Source organism: Gottschalkiaceae bacterium SANA, from assembly GCA_036323355.1.
Classification (GTDB): Bacteria; Bacillota; Clostridia; order Tissierellales; family GPF-1; genus GPF-1.
This window is the reverse complement of sequence record AP028876.1, coordinates 18,786-44,618: the sequence shown is the minus strand read 5'-3', so window position 1 is coordinate 44,618 and position 25,833 is coordinate 18,786. Positions and strand designations below refer to the sequence as shown.

The 25,833-nt window shown below is 47.1% G+C and carries 7 protein-coding genes, 2 tRNA genes and 11 rRNA genes; 2 read left to right on the top strand and 18 right to left on the bottom strand.

Annotated features, from left to right (window positions below; translation table 11 throughout):
- Positions 1-55 precede the first annotated feature (55 nt).
- The 13 genes from AC25CA_RS00195 to AC25CA_RS00135 form a co-directional block, all read right to left on the bottom strand.
- Positions 56-2,994 (bottom strand): 23S ribosomal RNA (locus AC25CA_RS00195).
- 183 nt (positions 2,995-3,177) lie between these two features.
- Positions 3,178-4,708 (bottom strand): 16S ribosomal RNA (locus AC25CA_RS00190).
- Positions 4,709-5,491: 783 nt separating this feature from the next.
- On the bottom strand, positions 5,492-5,875 hold the full coding sequence (locus tag AC25CA_RS00185) for a hypothetical protein (protein WP_486815030.1): 384 nt from the start codon (positions 5,873-5,875) through the stop codon (positions 5,492-5,494).
- A 452-nt stretch (positions 5,876-6,327) separates the two neighbouring features.
- A 5S ribosomal RNA gene (gene rrf, locus AC25CA_RS00180) occupies positions 6,328-6,444 on the bottom strand.
- A gap of 74 nt (positions 6,445-6,518) precedes the next feature.
- Positions 6,519-9,458 (bottom strand): 23S ribosomal RNA (locus AC25CA_RS00175).
- A gap of 183 nt (positions 9,459-9,641) precedes the next feature.
- Positions 9,642-11,172 (bottom strand): 16S ribosomal RNA (locus tag AC25CA_RS00170).
- Between the two features lie 463 nt (positions 11,173-11,635).
- On the bottom strand, positions 11,636-11,830 hold the full coding sequence (locus AC25CA_RS00165; protein ID WP_486815029.1) for a hypothetical protein: 195 nt from the start codon (positions 11,828-11,830) through the stop codon (positions 11,636-11,638).
- A gap of 419 nt (positions 11,831-12,249) precedes the next feature.
- Positions 12,250-12,366 (bottom strand): 5S ribosomal RNA (rrf, locus tag AC25CA_RS00160).
- Positions 12,367-12,440: 74 nt separating this feature from the next.
- A 23S ribosomal RNA gene (locus tag AC25CA_RS00155) occupies positions 12,441-15,380 on the bottom strand.
- Positions 15,381-15,563: 183 nt separating this feature from the next.
- Positions 15,564-17,094: ribosomal RNA gene (locus AC25CA_RS00150) — 16S ribosomal RNA — on the bottom strand.
- Together the 16S, 23S and 5S rRNA genes form the textbook arrangement of a ribosomal RNA operon.
- 564 nt (positions 17,095-17,658) lie before the next feature.
- Entirely contained in the window at positions 17,659-18,219 is a 561-nt protein-coding gene (locus AC25CA_RS00145) for a nucleotidyltransferase family protein (protein WP_486815028.1), read from the bottom strand.
- Positions 18,220-18,288: 69 nt separating this feature from the next.
- Positions 18,289-19,281, bottom strand: a complete 993-nt coding sequence (locus tag AC25CA_RS00140) for a S66 family peptidase (RefSeq protein ID WP_486815027.1) — start codon at positions 19,279-19,281, stop codon at positions 18,289-18,291.
- A gap of 495 nt (positions 19,282-19,776) precedes the next feature.
- Positions 19,777-20,649: a LysR family transcriptional regulator gene (locus AC25CA_RS00135; RefSeq protein ID WP_486815026.1), complete on the bottom strand. Its 873-nt coding sequence runs from the start codon at positions 20,647-20,649 to the stop codon at positions 19,777-19,779.
- A 113-nt stretch (positions 20,650-20,762) separates the two neighbouring features.
- Between AC25CA_RS00135 and AC25CA_RS00130 the strand changes: the two genes are divergently transcribed.
- Both AC25CA_RS00130 and AC25CA_RS00125 read left to right on the top strand, forming a co-directional pair.
- A complete protein-coding gene (locus AC25CA_RS00130; protein WP_486815025.1) occupies positions 20,763-21,341 on the top strand; it encodes a chromate transporter in 579 nt (192 codons plus the stop codon).
- Positions 21,319-21,882, top strand: coding sequence for a chromate transporter (locus AC25CA_RS00125; protein WP_486815024.1), 564 nt, complete (start codon positions 21,319-21,321; stop codon positions 21,880-21,882). Before AC25CA_RS00130 ends, AC25CA_RS00125 begins: the two co-directional genes overlap by 23 nt.
- A 359-nt stretch (positions 21,883-22,241) precedes the next feature.
- Here AC25CA_RS00125 and AC25CA_RS00120 read toward each other — a convergent pair.
- From AC25CA_RS00120 to AC25CA_RS00100, 5 genes are all read right to left on the bottom strand, one after another.
- Positions 22,242-22,318, bottom strand: a tRNA-Arg gene (locus AC25CA_RS00120).
- Between the two features lie 10 nt (positions 22,319-22,328).
- Positions 22,329-22,445 (bottom strand): 5S ribosomal RNA (gene rrf, locus AC25CA_RS00115).
- Between the two features lie 19 nt (positions 22,446-22,464).
- Positions 22,465-22,540: transfer RNA gene (locus AC25CA_RS00110), tRNA-Met, on the bottom strand.
- 12 nt (positions 22,541-22,552) lie between these two features.
- Positions 22,553-22,669, bottom strand: a 5S ribosomal RNA gene (gene rrf / locus AC25CA_RS00105).
- Positions 22,670-22,743: 74 nt separating this feature from the next.
- Positions 22,744-25,682: ribosomal RNA gene (locus AC25CA_RS00100) — 23S ribosomal RNA — on the bottom strand.
- Positions 25,683-25,833 lie beyond the last annotated feature (151 nt).

The following is a 25,833-nucleotide window of genomic DNA, read 5'->3' as shown; positions in this document are numbered from 1 at the left end:
TATTTGCTCTCTCAAAACTCAACAAGAATCATCCGCTTTAAAACTCTCTTCTAATCTGATCAAGTCCTCGACCTATTAGTACTGGTCAGCTAAAGACATTGCTGCCCTTACACCTCCAGCCTATCAACCTCGTAGTCTTCAAGGGGTCTTACTCACATAAAGTGATGGGAAATCTAATCTTAAGGGGGGCTTCGCGCTTAGATGCCTTCAGCGCTTATCCCTTCCAAACTTAGCTACCCAGCTATGCTCCTGGCGGAACAACTGGTGCACCAGCGGTTTGTTCATCCCGGTCCTCTCGTACTAGGGACAACTCCTTTCAAATTTCCTGCGCCCACGGCGGATAGGGACCGAACTGTCTCACGACGTTCTGAACCCAGCTCGCGTGCCTCTTTAATGGGCGAACAGCCCAACCCTTGGGACCGAATTCAGCCCCAGGATGAGACGAGCCGACATCGAGGTGCCAAACCTCCCCGTCGATGTGGACTCTTGGGGGAGATAAGCCTGTTATCCCCGGGGTAGCTTTTATCCGTTGAGCGACGGCCCTTCCATTCGGTACCGCCGGATCACTAAGTCCATCTTTCGATCCTGCTCGAGTTGTAGCTCTCGCAGTCAAGCTTCCTTTTACCTTTACGCTCTACGCACGATTTCCGACCGTGCTGAGGAAACCTTTGAGCGCCTCCGTTACATTTTTGGAGGCGACCGCCCCAGTCAAACTGCCCAACTGACAATGTCCCAAGACCAGATTCATGGCCTATGGTTAGAATCCTAGTATAATAAGGGTGGTATCCAAAGGGCGACTCCACCGAAACTGGCGTTCCGGCTTCCAAGTCTCCCACCTATCCTGTACATATTATACCAAAATCCAATGCCAGCCTGCAGTAAAGCTCCACGGGGTCTTTCCGTCCTGCCGCGGGTAACCCGCATCTTCACGAGTACTGTAATTTCACCGAGTCCATTGCCGAGACAGCGCCCAAATCGTTACGCCTTTCGTGCGGGTCGGAACTTACCCGACAAGGAATTTCGCTACCTTAGGACCGTTATAGTTACGGCCGCCGTTTACTGGGGCTTAAGTTCTGTGCTTCGCGTTACCGCTAACACTTCCCCTTAACCTTCCAGCACCGGGCAGGCGTCAGCCCCTATACTTCGTCTTTCAACTTAGCAGAGACCTGTGTTTTTGCTAAACAGTCGCTTGGGCCTTTTCTCTGCGGCCCTCAAAAGCTTACGTCGTATGACTTCACTCTCAAGGGCACCCCTTCTCCCGAAGTTACGGGGTCATTTTGCCGAGTTCCTTAGCAATGGTTCTCTCGATCATCTTAGAATTCTCTTCCTGCCTACCTGTGTCGGTTTACGGTACGGGCACCTTATCTCTCAATAGTAGCTTTTCTCGACAGCGTGGGATCAGCGACTTCGGTACTAAATTTCCCTCGCATTCGCGTCTCGGCCTAATAGTGTGTGGATTTGCCTGCACACTAGCCTACCTGCTTAGACACACATAACCAACAGTGTGCTCTACCTACCCTTCTGTGTCACTACATCTCTCAAACAATCTAAGGTGGTACTGGAATATCAACCAGTTGTCCATCGCCTACGCCTTTCGGCCTCGGCTTAGGTCCCGACTAACCCTGAGCGGACGAGCCTTCCTCAGGAAACCTTAGGCTTCCGATGGCGAAGATTCTCACTTCGCTTTCGTTACTCATGCCAACATTCTCTCTTGTATGCAGTCCACCGCTCCTTCCGGTACGACTTCGTCCCACATACAATGCTCCCCTACCCCTGTATCTAAAGATACAAGCCGTAGCTTCGGTAATTAGTTTGAGCCCCGGACATTTTCGGCGCTGGACCACTCGACCAGTGAGCTATTACGCACTCTTTGAATGAATGGCTGCTTCTGAGCCAACATCCTGGTTGTCTGTGTAGTCCAACATCCTTTCCCACTTAACTAATATTTTGGGACCTTAGCTGACGGTCTGGGCTGTTTCCCTTTCGACTATGAAACTTATCTCACACAGTCTGACTCCCAAGTATATATCTGCGGCATTCGGAGTTTGATAAACTTTGGTAACGTATAAACGCCCCTAGGTCAGTCAGTGCTCTACCTCCGCGATACTCTCCTTGAGGCTAGCCCTAAAGCTATTTCGGGGAGAACCAGCTATCTCCGAGTTCGATTGGAATTTCACCGCTATCCACAAGTCATCCCAACACTTTTCAACGTATATGGGTTCGGTCCTCCACGAGATTTTACTCCCGCTTCAACCTGCTCATGGATAGGTCACCCGGTTTCGGGTCTAAAGCATACAACTAATTCGCCCTATTCAGACTTGCTTTCGCTTCGGCTCCGGACCTGAAGTCCTTAACCTTGCTGCACACCTTAACTCGTTGGCCCGTTCTACAAAAAGTACGCCGTCGCACTTTAACGTGCTTCGACCAATTGTAAACATAGGGTTTCAGGTTCTATTTCACTCCCCTTCCGGGGTTCTTTTCACCTTTCCCTCACGGTACTATGCGCTATCGGTCACTAAGGAATATTTAGGCTTGGGAGATGGTCCTCCCGGCTTCCCACAGGGTTTCACGTGTCCCATGGTACTCTGGATACCGATCAGATATTCGTTGATTTCACCTACAGGACTATCACCTTCTACGGTTCCGCTTCCCAGCGGTATTCGGCTATCAACTTGTACCCTTATATCGGTCCGCAACCCCAGACTAGCAGAGCCAGTCTGGTTTGGCCTGTTCCCCTTTCGCTCGCCGCTACTCAGGGAATCGATTTTTCTTTCTCTTCCTCCGGCTACTTAGATGTTTCAGTTCACCGGGTTCCCTTCCTATGGCTATGTATTCACCATAGGATACATACGGTTTGCCGTATGTGGGTTTCCCCATTCGGATATCTCTGGATCAACGCCTGCTTGCGGCTCCCCAAAGCTTTTCGCAGCTTACCACGTCCTTCATCGGTTCTTAGTGCCAAGGCATCCGCCCTATGCTTTTTATAACTTGACCGTTTCTTAAAAGAGAATTCTAAAGACAAAAAAATTACATTCACCCACTTCGATTTACATCTAGTGCTGTGTTTGTTTTTTATTTTTGCTTGGATGATTCTTATTGAGTTTTCAAAGAACAAAAAAGAAATCACATAAAAAATGATCTCTCAAAACAGAACATGACAGTCTCGTTTCTCCCTAGAAAGGAGGTGATCCAGCCGCACCTTCCGATACGGCTACCTTGTTACGACTTCACCCCAGTCATCGATCCTACCTTCGGCGCCTGCCTCCCTAAAAGGGTTAGCCCAGCGACTTCGGGTATTACCAACTCCCGTGGTGTGACGGGCGGTGTGTACAAGGCCCGGGAACGCATTCACCGCGACATTCTGATTCGCGATTACTAGTAACTCCAGCTTCATGCAGGCGAGTTGCAGCCTGCAATCCGAACTGAGATCGGCTTTTGAGATTCGCTCCGGATCGCTCCTTCGCTGCCTGTTGTACCGACCATTGTAGCACGTGTGTAGCCCAGGTCATAAGGGGCATGATGATTTGACGTCATCCCCACCTTCCTCCGGTTTATCACCGGCAGTCTCTCTAGAGTGCCCAACTAAATGCTGGCAACTAAAGATAAGGGTTGCGCTCGTTGCGGGACTTAACCCAACATCTCACGACACGAGCTGACGACAACCATGCACCACCTGTCACCGGTGTCTCCGAAGAGAAAAGTCTATCTCTAGACCGGGCACCGGGATGTCAAGACCTGGTAAGGTTCTTCGCGTTGCTTCGAATTAAACCACATGCTCCGCTACTTGTGCGGGCCCCCGTCAATTCCTTTGAGTTTCAGTCTTGCGACCGTACTCCCCAGGCGGAGTGCTTAATGCGTTAGCTGCGGCACTGAGGTATCGCTACCCCAACACCTAGCACTCATCGTTTACGGCGTGGACTACCAGGGTATCTAATCCTGTTCGCTCCCCACGCTTTCGTTCCTCAGCGTCAGTATTTGTCCAGAAAGCCGCCTTCGCCACTGGTGTTCCTCCTAATATCTACGCATTTCACCGCTACACTAGGAATTCCGCTTTCCTCTCCAACACTCAAGTTCCCCAGTTTCAAAAGCTTACAATGGTTGAGCCACTGCCTTTCACTTCTGACTTAAAGAACCGCCTACGAACTCTTTACGCCCAATAATTCCGGATAACGCTTGTCCCATACGTATTACCGCGGCTGCTGGCACGTATTTAGCCGGGACTTTCTTCTTAGGTACCGTCATTATCTTCCCTAAGAACAGAACTTTACGACTCGAAAGCCTTCATCATTCACGCGGCATCGCTGCATCAGGGTTTCCCCCATTGTGCAATATCCCCCACTGCTGCCTCCCGTAGGAGTCTGGACCGTGTCTCAGTTCCAGTGTGGCCGTTCACCCTCTCAGGCCGGCTACTGATCGTCGCCTTGGTAAGCCATTACCTTACCAACTAGCTAATCAGACGCGGGACCATCCTATACCACCGGAGTTTTTACCACTGCAACATGTGATGCTGTGGTCTTATCAGGTATTAATCATCGTTTCCAATGGCTATCCCTGTGTATAGGGCAGGTTTCCCACGCGTTACTCACCCGTCCGCCGCTTTCCTCATCTTCATTCACCCGAAGGATCCTTCCAATAATTCTCGCTCGACTTGCATGTGTTAGGCGTGCCGCCAGCGTTCATCCTGAGCCAGGATCAAACTCTCAGTAAAAATATTTCCACCCCTAAGGGTGCTTTTACCAACCAAGCATTACTGCTTGATTTAGCGTATTTCTTGTTACTTCTTCATTGACCAAAAGGTCAAATTCGAGGCTGTCATGTTCAGTTTTCAAAGATCATTGCCGCTCTTTGGCGACTTGATTAGTTTACCATAACCCTTAGGCTCTGTCAAGCTAATCTTTCTTTTTTTCTCAAATCTGTTTTCTTCTTCCAGAAGAATTCATTTTCGAGTTTTTTGCTGAAACCTTGATGTTACCTGCATTTCAGCGTTTTTGTTCCAGTCATTTTCCTTGACTGCTTACCTATCTTACCAGAGGATCCACCCCCTGTCAACACGTTTCCTCGATTCTTTTTATAGGCGGAATTTACAGAAAATTCATCCGTTTCACCTTACTCTCAGTACTCGTTTTTCTCTTGTGTTAAAATCTCATTTTCATCAGTTTTTCCTACAGGATCTTGTGTCCTTTGCTACAGATCCAAAATAATCTGCAGTGATTGTTTACCTATTCACTTCATCTATACCCCTGCTCTTTTCCACTTATACCGCAGATACCTGACCGATTATGAATATTTCCATATCGCTTGCAAGGCCGATCTAGTCTCAGCAGATCAAATTTTTCATCCAAAGAACGTCACCATTTCAGAATAGAAAGTCATAAAACTCTGGTTAAGTACACCCAATCAAAGCGCTAATTCATTCATGAATGTTCAATCTCATCCGCGAATGGTCGCTCTTCTAAGAAAAACAACCGACGCAACAATACTTTGAACTTCTTCACAAACGATGAAAGAAGTCTTCCCCTGTGCTCTTACCTGCACTCCATCTACGTGAGCAGTTTATTGATAAGTAATCAATCGAGTTCTCGGTATCCATCCATATGACTTCTATTTTACAAATTTCAGGTGATCTTGCGCAAACATATTCCCATACCGCTCTAGCACATACTTTTTCAACGAATACAATACTGAGTATAGCATCTATTCCCAGCCCAATCACCCAACCACGAGAGTAGCAACCCGTACAATGCCATAAATTTAAATTTTTTTTACATTTGTCATTAAATGAAAGACATTCCTCTATCATGAATGACTCCTGAATATCCTTTTCTTCCACTTTCAAATAGACTTGTACCATTATACCAAAAACTGCAAAGATCACTGCGCAAGATCTACCTCCTACTTTTACCTAGACCTTTGCCGATACCACGATACCGATTCACCTATGTGACTCATTTTGCCAAATCTATCGATCCTCAAAATGAACAAATCTTTCAGGGCGTAGAATACAATCAAATTTCAAACTTGTATTTGTACACAAACCTTGAATTGAAGCCAGTAGCCCTTTCGAATCTTCTCAGTCTGAATACCCATGATCTTGTGAATAAACCTCTCCATCGCCCCTACTCCCGCTGTAATCTTGAAAATTTGGTAACTAGAATTCCCTCCACTTATGAGAAGCTAACATTCTCCCTCTAGTCTACTGGTTTTGCTCGCTCCAGTTTCGTATAGAATCGCAAAAAAAAATACGACTGTAAGGAATTCCCTTACAATCGTGAATGTCATTTGCTTCTTATCTATCGGTAGGTCTTAATTTTTTACATAAAAAAAAGAAACTGGCAACGTCCTATTTTCCCAGGCAGTCTCCCACCAAGTATCTTCAGCGCTAAAGAGCTTAACTTCCGTGTTCGAGATGGGAACGGGTGTGTCCTCTTTGCTATCGTCACCAGATTCTTTTGTCAAGAAAGCTTATTTGCTCTCTCAAAACTCAACAAGAATCATCCGCTTTAAAACTCTCTTCTAATCTGATCAAGTCCTCGACCTATTAGTACTGGTCAGCTAAAGACATTGCTGCCCTTACACCTCCAGCCTATCAACCTCGTAGTCTTCAAGGGGTCTTACTCACATAAAGTGATGGGAAATCTAATCTTAAGGGGGGCTTCGCGCTTAGATGCCTTCAGCGCTTATCCCTTCCAAACTTAGCTACCCAGCTATGCTCCTGGCGGAACAACTGGTGCACCAGCGGTTTGTTCATCCCGGTCCTCTCGTACTAGGGACAACTCCTTTCAAATTTCCTGCGCCCACGGCGGATAGGGACCGAACTGTCTCACGACGTTCTGAACCCAGCTCGCGTGCCTCTTTAATGGGCGAACAGCCCAACCCTTGGGACCGAATTCAGCCCCAGGATGAGACGAGCCGACATCGAGGTGCCAAACCTCCCCGTCGATGTGGACTCTTGGGGGAGATAAGCCTGTTATCCCCGGGGTAGCTTTTATCCGTTGAGCGACGGCCCTTCCATTCGGTACCGCCGGATCACTAAGTCCATCTTTCGATCCTGCTCGAGTTGTAGCTCTCGCAGTCAAGCTTCCTTTTACCTTTACGCTCTACGCACGATTTCCGACCGTGCTGAGGAAACCTTTGAGCGCCTCCGTTACATTTTTGGAGGCGACCGCCCCAGTCAAACTGCCCAACTGACAATGTCCCAAGACCAGATTCATGGCCTATGGTTAGAATCCTAGTATAATAAGGGTGGTATCCAAAGGGCGACTCCACCGAAACTGGCGTTCCGGCTTCCAAGTCTCCCACCTATCCTGTACATATTATACCAAAATCCAATGCCAGCCTGCAGTAAAGCTCCACGGGGTCTTTCCGTCCTGCCGCGGGTAACCCGCATCTTCACGAGTACTGTAATTTCACCGAGTCCATTGCCGAGACAGCGCCCAAATCGTTACGCCTTTCGTGCGGGTCGGAACTTACCCGACAAGGAATTTCGCTACCTTAGGACCGTTATAGTTACGGCCGCCGTTTACTGGGGCTTAAGTTCTGTGCTTCGCGTTACCGCTAACACTTCCCCTTAACCTTCCAGCACCGGGCAGGCGTCAGCCCCTATACTTCGTCTTTCAACTTAGCAGAGACCTGTGTTTTTGCTAAACAGTCGCTTGGGCCTTTTCTCTGCGGCCCTCAAAAGCTTACGTCGTATGACTTCACTCTCAAGGGCACCCCTTCTCCCGAAGTTACGGGGTCATTTTGCCGAGTTCCTTAGCAATGGTTCTCTCGATCATCTTAGAATTCTCTTCCTGCCTACCTGTGTCGGTTTACGGTACGGGCACCTTATCTCTCAATAGTAGCTTTTCTCGACAGCGTGGGATCAGCGACTTCGGTACTAAATTTCCCTCGCATTCGCGTCTCGGCCTAATAGTGTGTGGATTTGCCTGCACACTAGCCTACCTGCTTAGACACACATAACCAACAGTGTGCTCTACCTACCCTTCTGTGTCACTACATCTCTCAAACAATCTAAGGTGGTACTGGAATATCAACCAGTTGTCCATCGCCTACGCCTTTCGGCCTCGGCTTAGGTCCCGACTAACCCTGAGCGGACGAGCCTTCCTCAGGAAACCTTAGGCTTCCGATGGCGAAGATTCTCACTTCGCTTTCGTTACTCATGCCAACATTCTCTCTTGTATGCAGTCCACCGCTCCTTCCGGTACGACTTCGTCCCACATACAATGCTCCCCTACCCCTGTATCTAAAAGATACAAGCCGTAGCTTCGGTAATTAGTTTGAGCCCCGGACATTTTCGGCGCTGGACCACTCGACCAGTGAGCTATTACGCACTCTTTGAATGAATGGCTGCTTCTGAGCCAACATCCTGGTTGTCTGTGTAGTCCAACATCCTTTCCCACTTAACTAATATTTTGGGACCTTAGCTGACGGTCTGGGCTGTTTCCCTTTCGACTATGAAACTTATCTCACACAGTCTGACTCCCAAGTATATATCTGCGGCATTCGGAGTTTGATAAACTTTGGTAACGTATAAACGCCCCTAGGTCAGTCAGTGCTCTACCTCCGCGATACTCTCCTTGAGGCTAGCCCTAAAGCTATTTCGGGGAGAACCAGCTATCTCCGAGTTCGATTGGAATTTCACCGCTATCCACAAGTCATCCCAACACTTTTCAACGTATATGGGTTCGGTCCTCCACGAGATTTTACTCCCGCTTCAACCTGCTCATGGATAGGTCACCCGGTTTCGGGTCTAAAGCATACAACTAATTCGCCCTATTCAGACTTGCTTTCGCTTCGGCTCCGGACCTGAAGTCCTTAACCTTGCTGCACACCTTAACTCGTTGGCCCGTTCTACAAAAAGTACGCCGTCGCACTTTAACGTGCTTCGACCAATTGTAAACATAGGGTTTCAGGTTCTATTTCACTCCCCTTCCGGGGTTCTTTTCACCTTTCCCTCACGGTACTATGCGCTATCGGTCACTAAGGAATATTTAGGCTTGGGAGATGGTCCTCCCGGCTTCCCACAGGGTTTCACGTGTCCCATGGTACTCTGGATACCGATCAGATATTCGTTGATTTCACCTACAGGACTATCACCTTCTACGGTTCCGCTTCCCAGCGGTATTTGGCTATCAACTTGTACCCTTATATCGGTCCACAACCCCAGACTAGCAGAGCCAGTCTGGTTTGGCCTGTTCCCCTTTCGCTCGCCGCTACTCAGGGAATCGATTTTTCTTTCTCTTCCTCCGGCTACTTAGATGTTTCAGTTCACCGGGTTCCCTTCCTATGGCTATGTATTCACCATAGGATACATACGGTTTGCCGTATGTGGGTTTCCCCATTCGGATATCTCTGGATCAACGCCTGCTTGCGGCTCCCCAAAGCTTTTCGCAGCTTACCACGTCCTTCATCGGTTCTTAGTGCCAAGGCATCCGCCCTATGCTTTTTATAACTTGACCGTTTCTTAAAAGAGAATTCTAAAGACAAAAAAATTACATTCACCCACTTCGATTTACATCTAGTGCTGTGTTTGTTTTTTATTTTTGCTTGGATGATTCTTATTGAGTTTTCAAAGAACAAAAAAGAAATCACATAAAAAATGATCTCTCAAAACAGAACATGACAGTCTCGTTTCTCCCTAGAAAGGAGGTGATCCAGCCGCACCTTCCGATACGGCTACCTTGTTACGACTTCACCCCAGTCATCGATCCTACCTTCGGCGCCTGCCTCCCTAAAAGGGTTAGCCCAGCGACTTCGGGTATTACCAACTCCCGTGGTGTGACGGGCGGTGTGTACAAGGCCCGGGAACGCATTCACCGCGACATTCTGATTCGCGATTACTAGTAACTCCAGCTTCATGCAGGCGAGTTGCAGCCTGCAATCCGAACTGAGATCGGCTTTTGAGATTCGCTCCGGATCGCTCCTTCGCTGCCTGTTGTACCGACCATTGTAGCACGTGTGTAGCCCAGGTCATAAGGGGCATGATGATTTGACGTCATCCCCACCTTCCTCCGGTTTATCACCGGCAGTCTCTCTAGAGTGCCCAACTAAATGCTGGCAACTAAAGATAAGGGTTGCGCTCGTTGCGGGACTTAACCCAACATCTCACGACACGAGCTGACGACAACCATGCACCACCTGTCACCGGTGTCTCCGAAGAGAAAAGTCTATCTCTAGACCGGGCACCGGGATGTCAAGACCTGGTAAGGTTCTTCGCGTTGCTTCGAATTAAACCACATGCTCCGCTACTTGTGCGGGCCCCCGTCAATTCCTTTGAGTTTCAGTCTTGCGACCGTACTCCCCAGGCGGAGTGCTTAATGCGTTAGCTGCGGCACTGAGGTATCGCTACCCCAACACCTAGCACTCATCGTTTACGGCGTGGACTACCAGGGTATCTAATCCTGTTCGCTCCCCACGCTTTCGTTCCTCAGCGTCAGTATTTGTCCAGAAAGCCGCCTTCGCCACTGGTGTTCCTCCTAATATCTACGCATTTCACCGCTACACTAGGAATTCCGCTTTCCTCTCCAACACTCAAGTTCCCCAGTTTCAAAAGCTTACAATGGTTGAGCCACTGCCTTTCACTTCTGACTTAAAGAACCGCCTACGAACTCTTTACGCCCAATAATTCCGGATAACGCTTGTCCCATACGTATTACCGCGGCTGCTGGCACGTATTTAGCCGGGACTTTCTTCTTAGGTACCGTCATTATCTTCCCTAAGAACAGAACTTTACGACTCGAAAGCCTTCATCATTCACGCGGCATCGCTGCATCAGGGTTTCCCCCATTGTGCAATATCCCCCACTGCTGCCTCCCGTAGGAGTCTGGACCGTGTCTCAGTTCCAGTGTGGCCGTTCACCCTCTCAGGCCGGCTACTGATCGTCGCCTTGGTAAGCCATTACCTTACCAACTAGCTAATCAGACGCGGGACCATCCTATACCACCGGAGTTTTTACCACTGCAACATGTGATGCTGTGGTCTTATCAGGTATTAATCATCGTTTCCAATGGCTATCCCTGTGTATAGGGCAGGTTTCCCACGCGTTACTCACCCGTCCGCCGCTTTCCTCATCTTCATTCACCCGAAGGATCCTTCCAATAATTCTCGCTCGACTTGCATGTGTTAGGCGTGCCGCCAGCGTTCATCCTGAGCCAGGATCAAACTCTCAGTAAAAATATTTCCACCCCTAAGGGTGCTTTTACCAACCAAGCATTACTGCTTGATTTAGCGTATTTCTTGTTACTTCTTCATTGACCAAAAGGTCAAATTCGAGGCTGTCATGTTCAGTTTTCAAAGATCATTGCCGCTCTTTGGCGACTTGATTAGTTTACCATAACCCTCAGGCTCTGTCAAGCTAATCTTTCTTTTTTTCTCAAATCTGTTTTCTTCTTCCAGAAGAATTCATTTTCGAGTTTTTTGCTGAAACCTTGATGTTACCTGCATTTCAGCGTTTTTGTTCCAGTCATTTTCCTTGACTGCTTACCTATCTTACCAGAGGATCCACCCCCTGTCAACACGTTTCCTCGATTCTTTTTATAGGCAGAATTTACAGATAATTCAACGCTGAAGAAACCCGTCTTCCCGCTCTTCTTTTTCTTGTGCTTTTGATCTTTTTCTGTTGCCTCATCCACTTGTCCTAGTGGTTCTCCATCAGTTTCCCTTCATATACATTATTTCCCATTCCACCATTCAAGATCACCCATCGACCAAGACCATCTGAAAAGGGTGCCACTCTTTCTAGCAAGCACCCTGTTGTTTCCATATTATACAAGCAAGTACTAAGTCCATTATCGTTTTTCCAGCGCACCCTACACATTTTTACTATTATCAAAAACCAACCTTCCCTGCACTGGAATCGATACTCGCGACGAGAGCGAGAGACGCAAGATCCGGCCAAATTAAACAGCTCAATACTTCAATTATCCATGAACGGAGACTGAATCAGACCATCGCGCCGGGTATTAAGAATACTTCAACCCACTTCACAAAAGTAAAAAGACTCTTCACCGATTTCCCTTCTTTAATGTCAACCAAGAAATAGAAATGATAATTTTTCGAATAGAATGACCCGCTGCAGTCACGAGAAGAGAGCACCTTCAAAATCCCCCCATCCAGTCTACTGGTTTTGCTCGCACCAGTTTCGTATAGAATCGCACAAAAAAATACGACTGTAAGGAATTCCCTTACAATCGTGAATGTCATTTGCTTCTTATCTATCGGTAGACCTTAATTTTTTACATAAAAAAAAGAAACTGGCAACGTCCTATTTTCCCAGGCAGTCTCCCACCAAGTATCTTCAGCGCTAAAGAGCTTAACTTCCGTGTTCGAGATGGGAACGGGTGTGTCCTCTTTGCTATCGTCACCAGATTCTTTTGTCAAGAAAACTTATTTGCTCTCTCAAAACTCAACAAGAATCATCCGCTTTAAAACTCTCTTCTAATCTGATCAAGTCCTCGACCTATTAGTACTGGTCAGCTAAAGACATTGCTGCCCTTACACCTCCAGCCTATCAACCTCGTAGTCTTCAAGGGGTCTTACTCACATAAAGTGATGGGAAATCTAATCTTAAGGGGGGCTTCGCGCTTAGATGCCTTCAGCGCTTATCCCTTCCAAACTTAGCTACCCAGCTATGCTCCTGGCGGAACAACTGGTGCACCAGCGGTTTGTTCATCCCGGTCCTCTCGTACTAGGGACAACTCCTTTCAAATTTCCTGCGCCCACGGCGGATAGGGACCGAACTGTCTCACGACGTTCTGAACCCAGCTCGCGTGCCTCTTTAATGGGCGAACAGCCCAACCCTTGGGACCGAATTCAGCCCCAGGATGAGACGAGCCGACATCGAGGTGCCAAACCTCCCCGTCGATGTGGACTCTTGGGGGAGATAAGCCTGTTATCCCCGGGGTAGCTTTTATCCGTTGAGCGACGGCCCTTCCATTCGGTACCGCCGGATCACTAAGTCCATCTTTCGATCCTGCTCGAGTTGTAGCTCTCGCAGTCAAGCTTCCTTTTACCTTTACGCTCTACGCACGATTTCCGACCGTGCTGAGGAAACCTTTGAGCGCCTCCGTTACATTTTTGGAGGCGACCGCCCCAGTCAAACTGCCCAACTGACAATGTCCCAAGACCAGATTCATGGCCTATGGTTAGAATCCTAGTATAATAAGGGTGGTATCCAAAGGGCGACTCCACCGAAACTGGCGTTCCGGCTTCCAAGTCTCCCACCTATCCTGTACATATTATACCAAAATCCAATGCCAGCCTGCAGTAAAGCTCCACGGGGTCTTTCCGTCCTGCCGCGGGTAACCCGCATCTTCACGAGTACTGTAATTTCACCGAGTCCATTGCCGAGACAGCGCCCAAATCGTTACGCCTTTCGTGCGGGTCGGAACTTACCCGACAAGGAATTTCGCTACCTTAGGACCGTTATAGTTACGGCCGCCGTTTACTGGGGCTTAAGTTCTGTGCTTCGCGTTACCGCTAACACTTCCCCTTAACCTTCCAGCACCGGGCAGGCGTCAGCCCCTATACTTCGTCTTTCAACTTAGCAGAGACCTGTGTTTTTGCTAAACAGTCGCTTGGGCCTTTTCTCTGCGGCCCTCAAAAGCTTACGTCGTATGACTTCACTCTCAAGGGCACCCCTTCTCCCGAAGTTACGGGGTCATTTTGCCGAGTTCCTTAGCAATGGTTCTCTCGATCATCTTAGAATTCTCTTCCTGCCTACCTGTGTCGGTTTACGGTACGGGCACCTTATCTCTCAATAGTAGCTTTTCTCGACAGCGTGGGATCAGCGACTTCGGTACTAAATTTCCCTCGCATTCGCGTCTCGGCCTAATAGTGTGTGGATTTGCCTGCACACTAGCCTACCTGCTTAGACACACATAACCAACAGTGTGCTCTACCTACCCTTCTGTGTCACTACATCTCTCAAACAATCTAAGGTGGTACTGGAATATCAACCAGTTGTCCATCGCCTACGCCTTTCGGCCTCGGCTTAGGTCCCGACTAACCCTGAGCGGACGAGCCTTCCTCAGGAAACCTTAGGCTTCCGATGGCGAAGATTCTCACTTCGCTTTCGTTACTCATGCCAACATTCTCTCTTGTATGCAGTCCACCGCTCCTTCCGGTACGACTTCGTCCCACATACAATGCTCCCCTACCCCTGTATCTAAAAGATACAAGCCGTAGCTTCGGTAATTAGTTTGAGCCCCGGACATTTTCGGCGCTGGACCACTCGACCAGTGAGCTATTACGCACTCTTTGAATGAATGGCTGCTTCTGAGCCAACATCCTGGTTGTCTGTGTAGTCCAACATCCTTTCCCACTTAACTAATATTTTGGGACCTTAGCTGACGGTCTGGGCTGTTTCCCTTTCGACTATGAAACTTATCTCACACAGTCTGACTCCCAAGTATATATCTGCGGCATTCGGAGTTTGATAAACTTTGGTAACGTATAAACGCCCCTAGGTCAGTCAGTGCTCTACCTCCGCGATACTCTCCTTGAGGCTAGCCCTAAAGCTATTTCGGGGAGAACCAGCTATCTCCGAGTTCGATTGGAATTTCACCGCTATCCACAAGTCATCCCAACACTTTTCAACGTATATGGGTTCGGTCCTCCACGAGATTTTACTCCCGCTTCAACCTGCTCATGGATAGGTCACCCGGTTTCGGGTCTAAAGCATACAACTAATTCGCCCTATTCAGACTTGCTTTCGCTTCGGCTCCGGACCTGAAGTCCTTAACCTTGCTGCACACCTTAACTCGTTGGCCCGTTCTACAAAAAGTACGCCGTCGCACTTTAACGTGCTTCGACCAATTGTAAACATAGGGTTTCAGGTTCTATTTCACTCCCCTTCCGGGGTTCTTTTCACCTTTCCCTCACGGTACTATGCGCTATCGGTCACTAAGGAATATTTAGGCTTGGGAGATGGTCCTCCCGGCTTCCCACAGGGTTTCACGTGTCCCATGGTACTCTGGATACCGATCAGATATTCGTTGATTTCACCTACAGGACTATCACCTTCTACGGTTCCGCTTCCCAGCGGTATTTGGCTATCAACTTGTACCCTTATATCGGTCCGCAACCCCAGACTAGCAGAGCCAGTCTGGTTTGGCCTGTTCCCCTTTCGCTCGCCGCTACTCAGGGAATCGATTTTTCTTTCTCTTCCTCCGGCTACTTAGATGTTTCAGTTCACCGGGTTCCCTTCCTATGGCTATGTATTCACCATAGGATACATACGGTTTGCCGTATGTGGGTTTCCCCATTCGGATATCTCTGGATCAACGCCTGCTTGCGGCTCCCCAAAGCTTTTCGCAGCTTACCACGTCCTTCATCGGTTCTTAGTGCCAAGGCATCCGCCCTATGCTTTTTATAACTTGACCGTTTCTTAAAAGAGAATTCTAAAGACAAAAAAATTACATTCACCCACTTCGATTTACATCTAGTGCTGTGTTTGTTTTTTATTTTTGCTTGGATGATTCTTATTGAGTTTTCAAAGAACAAAAAAGAAATCACATAAAAAATGATCTCTCAAAACAGAACATGACAGTCTCGTTTCTCCCTAGAAAGGAGGTGATCCAGCCGCACCTTCCGATACGGCTACCTTGTTACGACTTCACCCCAGTCATCGATCCTACCTTCGGCGCCTGCCTCCCTAAAAGGGTTAGCCCAGCGACTTCGGGTATTACCAACTCCCGTGGTGTGACGGGCGGTGTGTACAAGGCCCGGGAACGCATTCACCGCGACATTCTGATTCGCGATTACTAGTAACTCCAGCTTCATGCAGGCGAGTTGCAGCCTGCAATCCGAACTGAGATCGGCTTTTGAGATTCGCTCCGGATCGCTCCTTCGCTGCCTGTTGTACCGACCATTGTAGCACGTGTGTAGCCCAGGTCATAAGGGGCATGATGATTTGACGTCATCCCCACCTTCCTCCGGTTTATCACCGGCAGTCTCTCTAGAGTGCCCAACTAAATGCTGGCAACTAAAGATAAGGGTTGCGCTCGTTGCGGGACTTAACCCAACATCTCACGACACGAGCTGACGACAACCATGCACCACCTGTCACCGGTGTCTCCGAAGAGAAAAGTCTATCTCTAGACCGGGCACCGGGATGTCAAGACCTGGTAAGGTTCTTCGCGTTGCTTCGAATTAAACCACATGCTCCGCTACTTGTGCGGGCCCCCGTCAATTCCTTTGAGTTTCAGTCTTGCGACCGTACTCCCCAGGCGGAGTGCTTAATGCGTTAGCTGCGGCACTGAGGTATCGCTACCCCAACACCTAGCACTCATCGTTTACGGCGTGGACTACCAGGGTATCTAATCCTGTTCGCTCCCCACGCTTTCGTTCCTCAGCGTCAGTATTTGTCCAGAAAGCCGCCTTCGCCACTGGTGTTCCTCCTAATATCTACGCATTTCACCGCTACACTAGGAATTCCGCTTTCCTCTCCAACACTCAAGTTCCCCAGTTTCAAAAGCTTACAATGGTTGAGCCACTGCCTTTCACTTCTGACTTAAAGAACCGCCTACGAACTCTTTACGCCCAATAATTCCGGATAACGCTTGTCCCATACGTATTACCGCGGCTGCTGGCACGTATTTAGCCGGGACTTTCTTCTTAGGTACCGTCATTATCTTCCCTAAGAACAGAACTTTACGACTCGAAAGCCTTCATCATTCACGCGGCATCGCTGCATCAGGGTTTCCCCCATTGTGCAATATCCCCCACTGCTGCCTCCCGTAGGAGTCTGGACCGTGTCTCAGTTCCAGTGTGGCCGTTCACCCTCTCAGGCCGGCTACTGATCGTCGCCTTGGTAAGCCATTACCTTACCAACTAGCTAATCAGACGCGGGACCATCCTATACCACCGGAGTTTTTACCACTGCAACATGTGATGCTGTGGTCTTATCAGGTATTAATCATCGTTTCCAATGGCTATCCCTGTGTATAGGGCAGGTTTCCCACGCGTTACTCACCCGTCCGCCGCTTTCCTCATCTTCATTCACCCGAAGGATCCTTCCAATAATTCTCGCTCGACTTGCATGTGTTAGGCGTGCCGCCAGCGTTCATCCTGAGCCAGGATCAAACTCTCAGTAAAAATATTTCCACCCCTAAGGGTGCTTTTACCAACCAAGCATTACTGCTTGATTTAGCGTATTTCTTGTTACTTCTTCATTGACCAAAAGGTCAAATTCGAGGCTGTCATGTTCAGTTTTCAAAGATCATTGCCGCTCTTTGGCGACTTGATTAGTTTACCATAACCCTTAGGCTCTGTCAAGCTAATCTTTCTTTTTTTCTCAAATCTGTTTTCTTCTTCCAGAAGAATTCATTTTCGAGTTTTTTGCTGAAACCTTGATGTTACCTGCATTTCAGCGTTTTTGTTCCAGTCATTTTCCTTGACTGCTTACCTATCTTACCAGAGGATCCACCCCCTGTCAACACGTTTCCTCGATTCTTTTTATAGGCAGAATTTACAGATATTTCACCCAGCTGAGTACTAAAATTTCATTCACCCGCTCCTAGTGTTTCTTCATCCACAAATTAATTTTCATCCACTTGATCTAGTGTTTAGCATGTGACTTCCTCTTTCATAAACCAATGCCGTCTCACAGCTGTTCCTTGCAATTTTTCCAAAGTCTACCTCTTATCTTTTTAATTTTTTCTACACTTTATCGCGACCTAATAAGCGGATTACTCTTTCTCTTGCCTCTTTCGGTATGTAGCCACGTAAAGCTCGCTCCAACAAGAATGGATGTTGTAGGCCATATAATTGTAAATAGTTTTCTATCATTTCAACTTTAACTTCCCTTTTGGGAAGCAATAGATAAAGAACAAACCAATCTTCTAAAGCTGCAAAGGGAATCTTTACACCCCTTTTGCTAATCACTTGTGAAATTGACTGTTGATCAAAGACATGTTGAAAAATTCCGTCAGCACAATTGATTGCCAGTCCAGCCATGACATCGATATCCACTCCATTCACCTTGTACTGATAGAAGAATTGAGTTGAATATTGCTTGGTCTTTTTTTTCGGTTGCTTTTGACCTATGCTTTGAAAAATTTCGTCAGCCTTATCGATGTCTTCAGTGGCTACATGAATATCGACGTCCTGAGGATGTTCTATGAGTCCGAGCTGATGGAGCATTACCGAAGCGCCAACAGCCCAGCGAATATGATGATCATTTAGTTTTCGACCTATATAACACAAAGTTTCTTCCATCATTTACCTTCCTCAAACCTAGGTGCAATGCATCAAATACTTCCTTCCTTTATATAGAAGGAATATTTCTTCTTAATCCGAAAGGATCGTCACCTTTTGACTCGTTACATCCAATTCTATCTCCGCACCAATGGGCACGGTTATCATGGGATGGGTATGGCAGCAATCAAAATCTGCCAAAATCGGAATCTTTCGCTTGCCTAACACTTCCATCAAAATCTGGTAAGGCTTCCTGCCTGTCCCCAAATCGTCAAAGAGTTCATGTTTTCCTAAAAGAATACCGCCCACACGATCTAGCACCCCACTGATTTTTAACAAGGAAAACCCACGTTCTATGGTTGCTGCTGATTTCAATGAATCCTCAATCAGTAAAATATCGCCTTTTTTGATCTCCGGCATATACTCAGTTCCCCAAATTCCCTGCATGGTATTGAGGTTCCCACCGATCAATCGGCCAGTCGCAATTCCTGCTTGCACCGTGATCCATCGGTTGGCTTGTGCTTGCTTACTTCTATCCTGGGTCTCCCAAGGAATATACTCTTCAGCCCACGTCTCAGGCATTGTCAAGGTTCGAATGCCATTGACTTGCCCCATAACGGCTTCCTCAAAATATCGAAAGCTAGCCTCAACAAAGGGCGGATACTCACCAAAGGAAGCGACTAGCGCCGGACCATAATAGGTCGTGATCCCTGTCTTTGCATAGATTGCCAATAGAATTGCCGTCACATCCGAATATCCAATCACAATCTTTGGATCCTGTCGAAAAGCTTCATAATCAATATATGGCAATAATGAATTAGAATTCATGCCCCCAATTGTCGACATGATGCACCGCACCTTTGGATCACGAATCAATGTATTTAACTCTTCTGCCCTCTCTTGAATCGAGCCGGAACGATAGCCATCCTGTTTTCCAGTCAAATTTCCCTCTATAATTTCAAACCCTTCATTTTCAAGAAATTGCTTTGCCCGATGAAAGCGCTTAGGAGAAGTTGCCGTAATGGGTGACGATGGCGAAAAAATACCAATCGCATCTCCTTTTTTTACTCGCAAATTTCCTTTCATTTAATCCCCTCCTTTTCTAAATGTCTGTCTTTTTATTTAACTCTCTGCATGAATGGATTTTTCCATTCATGTACAAGACTTCAAACATTCGGTCCCCATATTCTCCCCCCATACCCCTAAATCATACTCGTTGAGCATCGCTTGTAGAATTGAATGCAAGACACTGGTAGATCATGCAAGACCACTTTTTCCCAATAGCTTTCAATAAAAAAACGCCTTCTTCTAAAGAGCCAGCACCCTAAACAAATTCAATACCGTATAGGAAAAGTGTAGCTCGATATCTATTTCAGCCTTCTTACCATCTAACACTGTACGATCCAGTTAATCCTTTTCGTGCACGGATTTAACACCTCACCAAATAAGCTCCCCGCAGATTGCCACGTCATTTACCGAATTACCGTAAAATGTGCCGCTAAATCTCTCTCTTTATTTCTCGAAACCGCATAATTGCACCGAAGAACCACACTCATTTCAACTCTTGAGGAGGAAGTTCTTCTATTTACCCATAATAACACGATCTTTTAGGTATTTCAGTGCAGGAGTGAAAAATTTGTTTTTATGATAGGTTACCTTAAAGTATCGCTTAATTTCTACATTCTTTACCACGAATTCCGAGACTTCCCCACTTGCGATACTGTCTTCCACAAGAAGTCTTGGCAATAATGAAATCCCGATGTTCTTTTGCACACCACTAATAATTGCCTTTGTACTCGCACTCTGCCATAGGGTATTCACATTTAGATTACCATTCGTCCTTAAATACTCAAATTGTTCCCGCCCTGCGCTTCCCTCTTCTCGCAAAAGAAAGTCACAACCATTCAGCTCTTCAGAATCGATTTTTTTGTTTGCAAATTTATGGCTCTGAGAGCATATAAAACTCATATAATCGGGTCGAAAATCCTCATAGAATATATGATCAAAGTGCGTACTTCCTTCAATGATTCCCAAGTCGAGCTTGTTATTTAGAACCATCTCTTCAATGGTATAGGAATTCTCAATAACGGCTTTTACTTTTATTTCCGGATATACTTTTGCAAACCGCGAAATAATGTCAGGTAACAGCTTAGTGCCTATCGTTATACTCGTGCCTACCCGAATGGTGCCCACATTGTCTATATTTTTCATATGCAGATCGAGGCGATCAATCAAACCCAGTATATTAATAGAATCTGAATAATACACCTTACCCGCTTCTGTAATTTCAAGTCTTCTTGAAATCCGTTCAAAAAATTTTGTATCATAATATGCCTCAAGCTCAGCTATAGCTCGACTAACAGCTGGTTGAGCCATATACAAGTTTTCCGCTGCTCTCGTCATACTCCCGCAGTCACATACTTCAATAAAAATTTTCATTGCGCGTATATTCACAAATAGCCTCCATCCATATCATTATCGTTATGTATATACATTGATAATATTATTATACTTATGAACCGTCAAGTAATAGAATTATGTTGATCAATAACAGTTGGAGGATTACTATGAAAAAACTTTTTAAGCTATTTACATCCACCTTCTATCTTAGTGCATTTACCTTTGGCGGAGGATATGTCATCATCTCCTTAATGAAAAAGAAATTCGTAGATGAATTGCACTGGATGGAAGAAGAAGAAATGCTAAACTACACAGCAATCGCCCAATCGGCTCCAGGTGCCGTTGCTGTAAACGGCTCTATTCTTGTGGGCTTTCGAATCGCCGGTTTTCCCGGTGCACTTGCGGCCATCTTTGGTACAATCCTTCCACCGCTCATCATTATTTCAGTACTCTTCTTTTTTTATGAAGCCTTTCGCAGCAACCCCCTAGTCGGTGCCGTTCTAATGGGCATGCAGGCAGGTGTTGCCGCTGTGATCGCTGATGTTGTTACCAACTTAGCAAGTACAATCATAAAAAAGAAAGACTATATTTCCTCGATAATCATGGTCCTGGCTTTTGCTGCCACCTATTCTTTCGGCATAAATGTTATGGCCATCATCGGAGTGTGCGCAGTGATTGGAATCATCAGAGAAGCACGTCTTATCCTAAAAAAGGAGGCCTCTCATGAGTTTAGCAGCACTCTTTAAGGCTTTTTTCCAGATTGGACTTTTCAGTTTCGGTGGCGGCATGGCCGCAATTCCCCTCATTCAAGAGGGAATCGTTGTAAAACACGGCTGGTTGACCATGACCCAATTTACCGATTTGATCACAATCGCTGAAATGACACCCGGCCCAATCGCTGTAAATTCAGCAACCTTTGTAGGCATGCAACTATACGGATTACCCGGTGCGATAATCGCTACCGCGGGCTGTATCTTGCCTTCCTGCATCATCGTTTCACTTCTGGCTTATGTATATTCAAAGTATAGCGAACTTTTTTGGATTAAAGGAGCACTAAGCGGACTACGGCCTGCCGTCGTTGCATTAATCGCCTCGGCAGGATTTACAATTTTCCTGTTGGCTATCTTTGGAGAATCAAAAATTTTCTCTGGATTTAAAAATATAAACCTTCTCAACTTGTTACTCTTTTCAGCCGGCTTCTTGGCTTTACGCAAGTGGAAATTCAGCCCGATCCACACCATGATCTTGTGCGGACTTTTTGGTGGCATAGTCTACAGCATATTTTAAAGTAGCTATGACAATTGCATTTCAACTCGACGCAGGTCCAGATTTGTCTAATCGTGTTTGATATCAATCAGATGCCTAGCTAAAAATTAGATCGTTTTTTACAAAAGGCAATCAGAAAATTCTGATTGCCTAAAACCACGCTTTTTTCACTCTTCTGATCAAGTTTCAATACCCTTACTTCTTATTTTCAAGTCTCCTGCCCGCCATTACAATTCGTAATCTCTCTATTATGCTCTGCTATTCTCCCTATATTGCAATGGCTCCATGAGAATAGTACTCTATCTTCTTAACTAACGAAAACAAAATCACTTCTCCGAATAGAAGATACTAAAAAAGACGATCCAATGATCGTCTTTAGATGGTGTACCTGAAGGGATTCGAACCCCCGGCTTCTTGATTCGTAGTCAAGCACTCTATCCAGCTGAGCTACAGGTACAAATTAAAAAAACTGGCAACGTCCTATTTTCCCAGGCAGTCTCCCACCAAGTATCTTCAGCGCTAAAGAGCTTAACTTCCGTGTTCGAGATGGGAACGGGTGTGTCCTCTTTGCTATCGTCACCAGATTTAATACTATGAAAATAATGGTTGCGGGGACAGGACTTGAACCTGCGACCTCCGGGTTATGAGCCCGACGAGCTACCAACTGCTCCACCCCGCGTCATAAAAAAGAAACTGGCAACGTCCTATTTTCCCAGGCAGTCTCCCACCAAGTATCTTCAGCGCTAAAGAGCTTAACTTCCGTGTTCGAGATGGGAACGGGTGTGTCCTCTTTGCTATCGTCACCAGATTCTTTTGTCAAGAAAGCTTATTTGCTCTCTCAAAACTCAACAAGAATCATCCGCTTTAAAACTCTCTTCTAATCTGATCAAGTCCTCGACCTATTAGTACTGGTCAGCTAAAGACATTGCTGCCCTTACACCTCCAGCCTATCAACCTCGTAGTCTTCAAGGGGTCTTACTCACATAAAGTGATGGGAAATCTAATCTTAAGGGGGGCTTCGCGCTTAGATGCCTTCAGCGCTTATCCCTTCCAAACTTAGCTACCCAGCTATGCTCCTGGCGGAACAACTGGTGCACCAGCGGTTTGTTCATCCCGGTCCTCTCGTACTAGGGACAACTCCTTTCAAATTTCCTGCGCCCACGGCGGATAGGGACCGAACTGTCTCACGACGTTCTGAACCCAGCTCGCGTGCCTCTTTAATGGGCGAACAGCCCAACCCTTGGGACCGAATTCAGCCCCAGGATGAGACGAGCCGACATCGAGGTGCCAAACCTCCCCGTCGATGTGGACTCTTGGGGGAGATAAGCCTGTTATCCCCGGGGTAGCTTTTATCCGTTGAGCGACGGCCCTTCCATTCGGTACCGCCGGATCACTAAGTCCATCTTTCGATCCTGCTCGAGTTGTAGCTCTCGCAGTCAAGCTTCCTTTTACCTTTACGCTCTACGCACGATTTCCGACCGTGCTGAGGAAACCTTTGAGCGCCTCCGTTACATTTTTGGAGGCGACCGCCCCAGTCAAACTGCCCAACTGACAATGTCCCAAGACCAGATTCATGGCCTATGGTTAGAATCCTAGTATAATAAGGGTGGTATCCAAAGGGCGACTCCACCGAAACTGGCGTTCCGGCTTCCAAGTCTCCCACCTATCCTGTACATATTATACCAAAATCCAATGCCAGCCTGCAGTAAAGCTCCACGGGGTCTTTCCGTCCTGCCGCGGGTAACCCGCATCTTCACGAGTACTGTAATTTCACCGAGTCCATTGCCGAGACAGCGCCCAAATCGTTACGCCTTTCGTGCGGGTCGGAACTTACCCGACAAGGAATTTCGCTACCTTAGGACCGTTATAGTTACGGCCGCCGTTTACTGGGGCTTAAGTTCTGTGCTTCGCGTTACCGCTAACACTTCCCCTTAACCTTCCAGCACCGGGCAGGCGTCAGCCCCTATACTTCGTCTTTCAACTTAGCAGAGACCTGTGTTTTTGCTAAACAGTCGCTTGGGCCTTTTCTCTGCGGCCCTCAAAAGCTTACGTCGTATGACTTCACTCTCAAGGGCACCCCTTCTCCCGAAGTTACGGGGTCATTTTGCCGAGTTCCTTAGCAATGGTTCTCTCGATCATCTTAGAATTCTCTTCCTGCCTACCTGTGTCGGTTTACGGTACGGGCACCTTATCTCTCAATAGTAGCTTTTCTCGACAGCGTGGGATCAGCGACTTCGGTACTAAATTTCCCTCGCATTCGCGTCTCGGCCTAATAGTGTGTGGATTTGCCTGCACACTAGCCTACCTGCTTAGACACACATAACCAACAGTGTGCTCTACCTACCCTTCTGTGTCACTACATCTCTCAAACAATCTAAGGTGGTACTGGAATATCAACCAGTTGTCCATCGCCTACGCCTTTCGGCCTCGGCTTAGGTCCCGACTAACCCTGAGCGGACGAGCCTTCCTCAGGAAACCTTAGGCTTCCGATGGCGAAGATTCTCACTTCGCTTTCGTTACTCATGCCAACATTCTCTCTTGTATGCAGTCCACCGCTCCTTCCGGTACGACTTCGTCCCACATACAATGCTCCCCTACCCCTGTATCTAAAGATACAAGCCGTAGCTTCGGTAATTAGTTTGAGCCCCGGACATTTTCGGCGCTGGACCACTCGACCAGTGAGCTATTACGCACTCTTTGAATGAATGGCTGCTTCTGAGCCAACATCCTGGTTGTCTGTGTAGTCCAACATCCTTTCCCACTTAACTAATATTTTGGGACCTTAGCTGACGGTCTGGGCTGTTTCCCTTTCGACTATGAAACTTATCTCACACAGTCTGACTCCCAAGTATATATCTGCGGCATTCGGAGTTTGATAAACTTTGGTAACGTATAAACGCCCCTAGGTCAGTCAGTGCTCTACCTCCGCGATACTCTCCTTGAGGCTAGCCCTAAAGCTATTTCGGGGAGAACCAGCTATCTCCGAGTTCGATTGGAATTTCACCGCTATCCACAAGTCATCCCAACACTTTTCAACGTATATGGGTTCGGTCCTCCACGAGATTTTACTCCCGCTTCAACCTGCTCATGGATAGGTCACCCGGTTTCGGGTCTAAAGCATACAACTAATTCGCCCTATTCAGACTTGCTTTCGCTTCGGCTCCGGACCTGAAGTCCTTAACCTTGCTGCACACCTTAACTCGTTGGCCCGTTCTACAAAAAGTACGCCGTCGCACTTTAACGTGCTTCGACCAATTGTAAACATAGGGTTTCAGGTTCTATTTCACTCCCCTTCCGGGGTTCTTTTCACCTTTCCCTCACGGTACTATGCGCTATCGGTCACTAAGGAATATTTAGGCTTGGGAGATGGTCCTCCCGGCTTCCCACAGGGTTTCACGTGTCCCATGGTACTCTGGATACCGATCAGATATTCGTTGATTTCACCTACAGGACTATCACCTTCTACGGTTCCGCTTCCCAGCGGTATTTGGCTATCAACTTGTACCCTTATATCGGTCCGCAACCCCAGACTAGCAGAGCCAGTCTGGTTTGGCCTGTTCCCCTTTCGCTCGCCGCTACTCAGGGAATCGATTTTTCTTTCTCTTCCTCCGGCTACTTAGATGTTTCAGTTCACCGGGTTCCCTTCCTATGGCTATGTATTCACCATAGGATACATACGGTTTGCCGTATGTGGGTTTCCCCATTCGGATATCTCTGGATCAACGCCTGCTTGCGGCTCCCCAAAGCTTTTCGCAGCTTACCACGTCCTTCATCGGTTCTTAGTGCCAAGGCATCCGCCCTATGCTTTTTATAACTTGACCGTTTCTTAAAAGAGAATTCTAAAGACAAAAAAATTACATTCACCCACTTCGATTTACATCTAGTGCTGTGTTTGTTTTTTATTTTTGCTTGGATGATTCTTATTGAGTTTTCAAAGAACAAAAAAGAAATCACATAAAAAATGATCTCTCA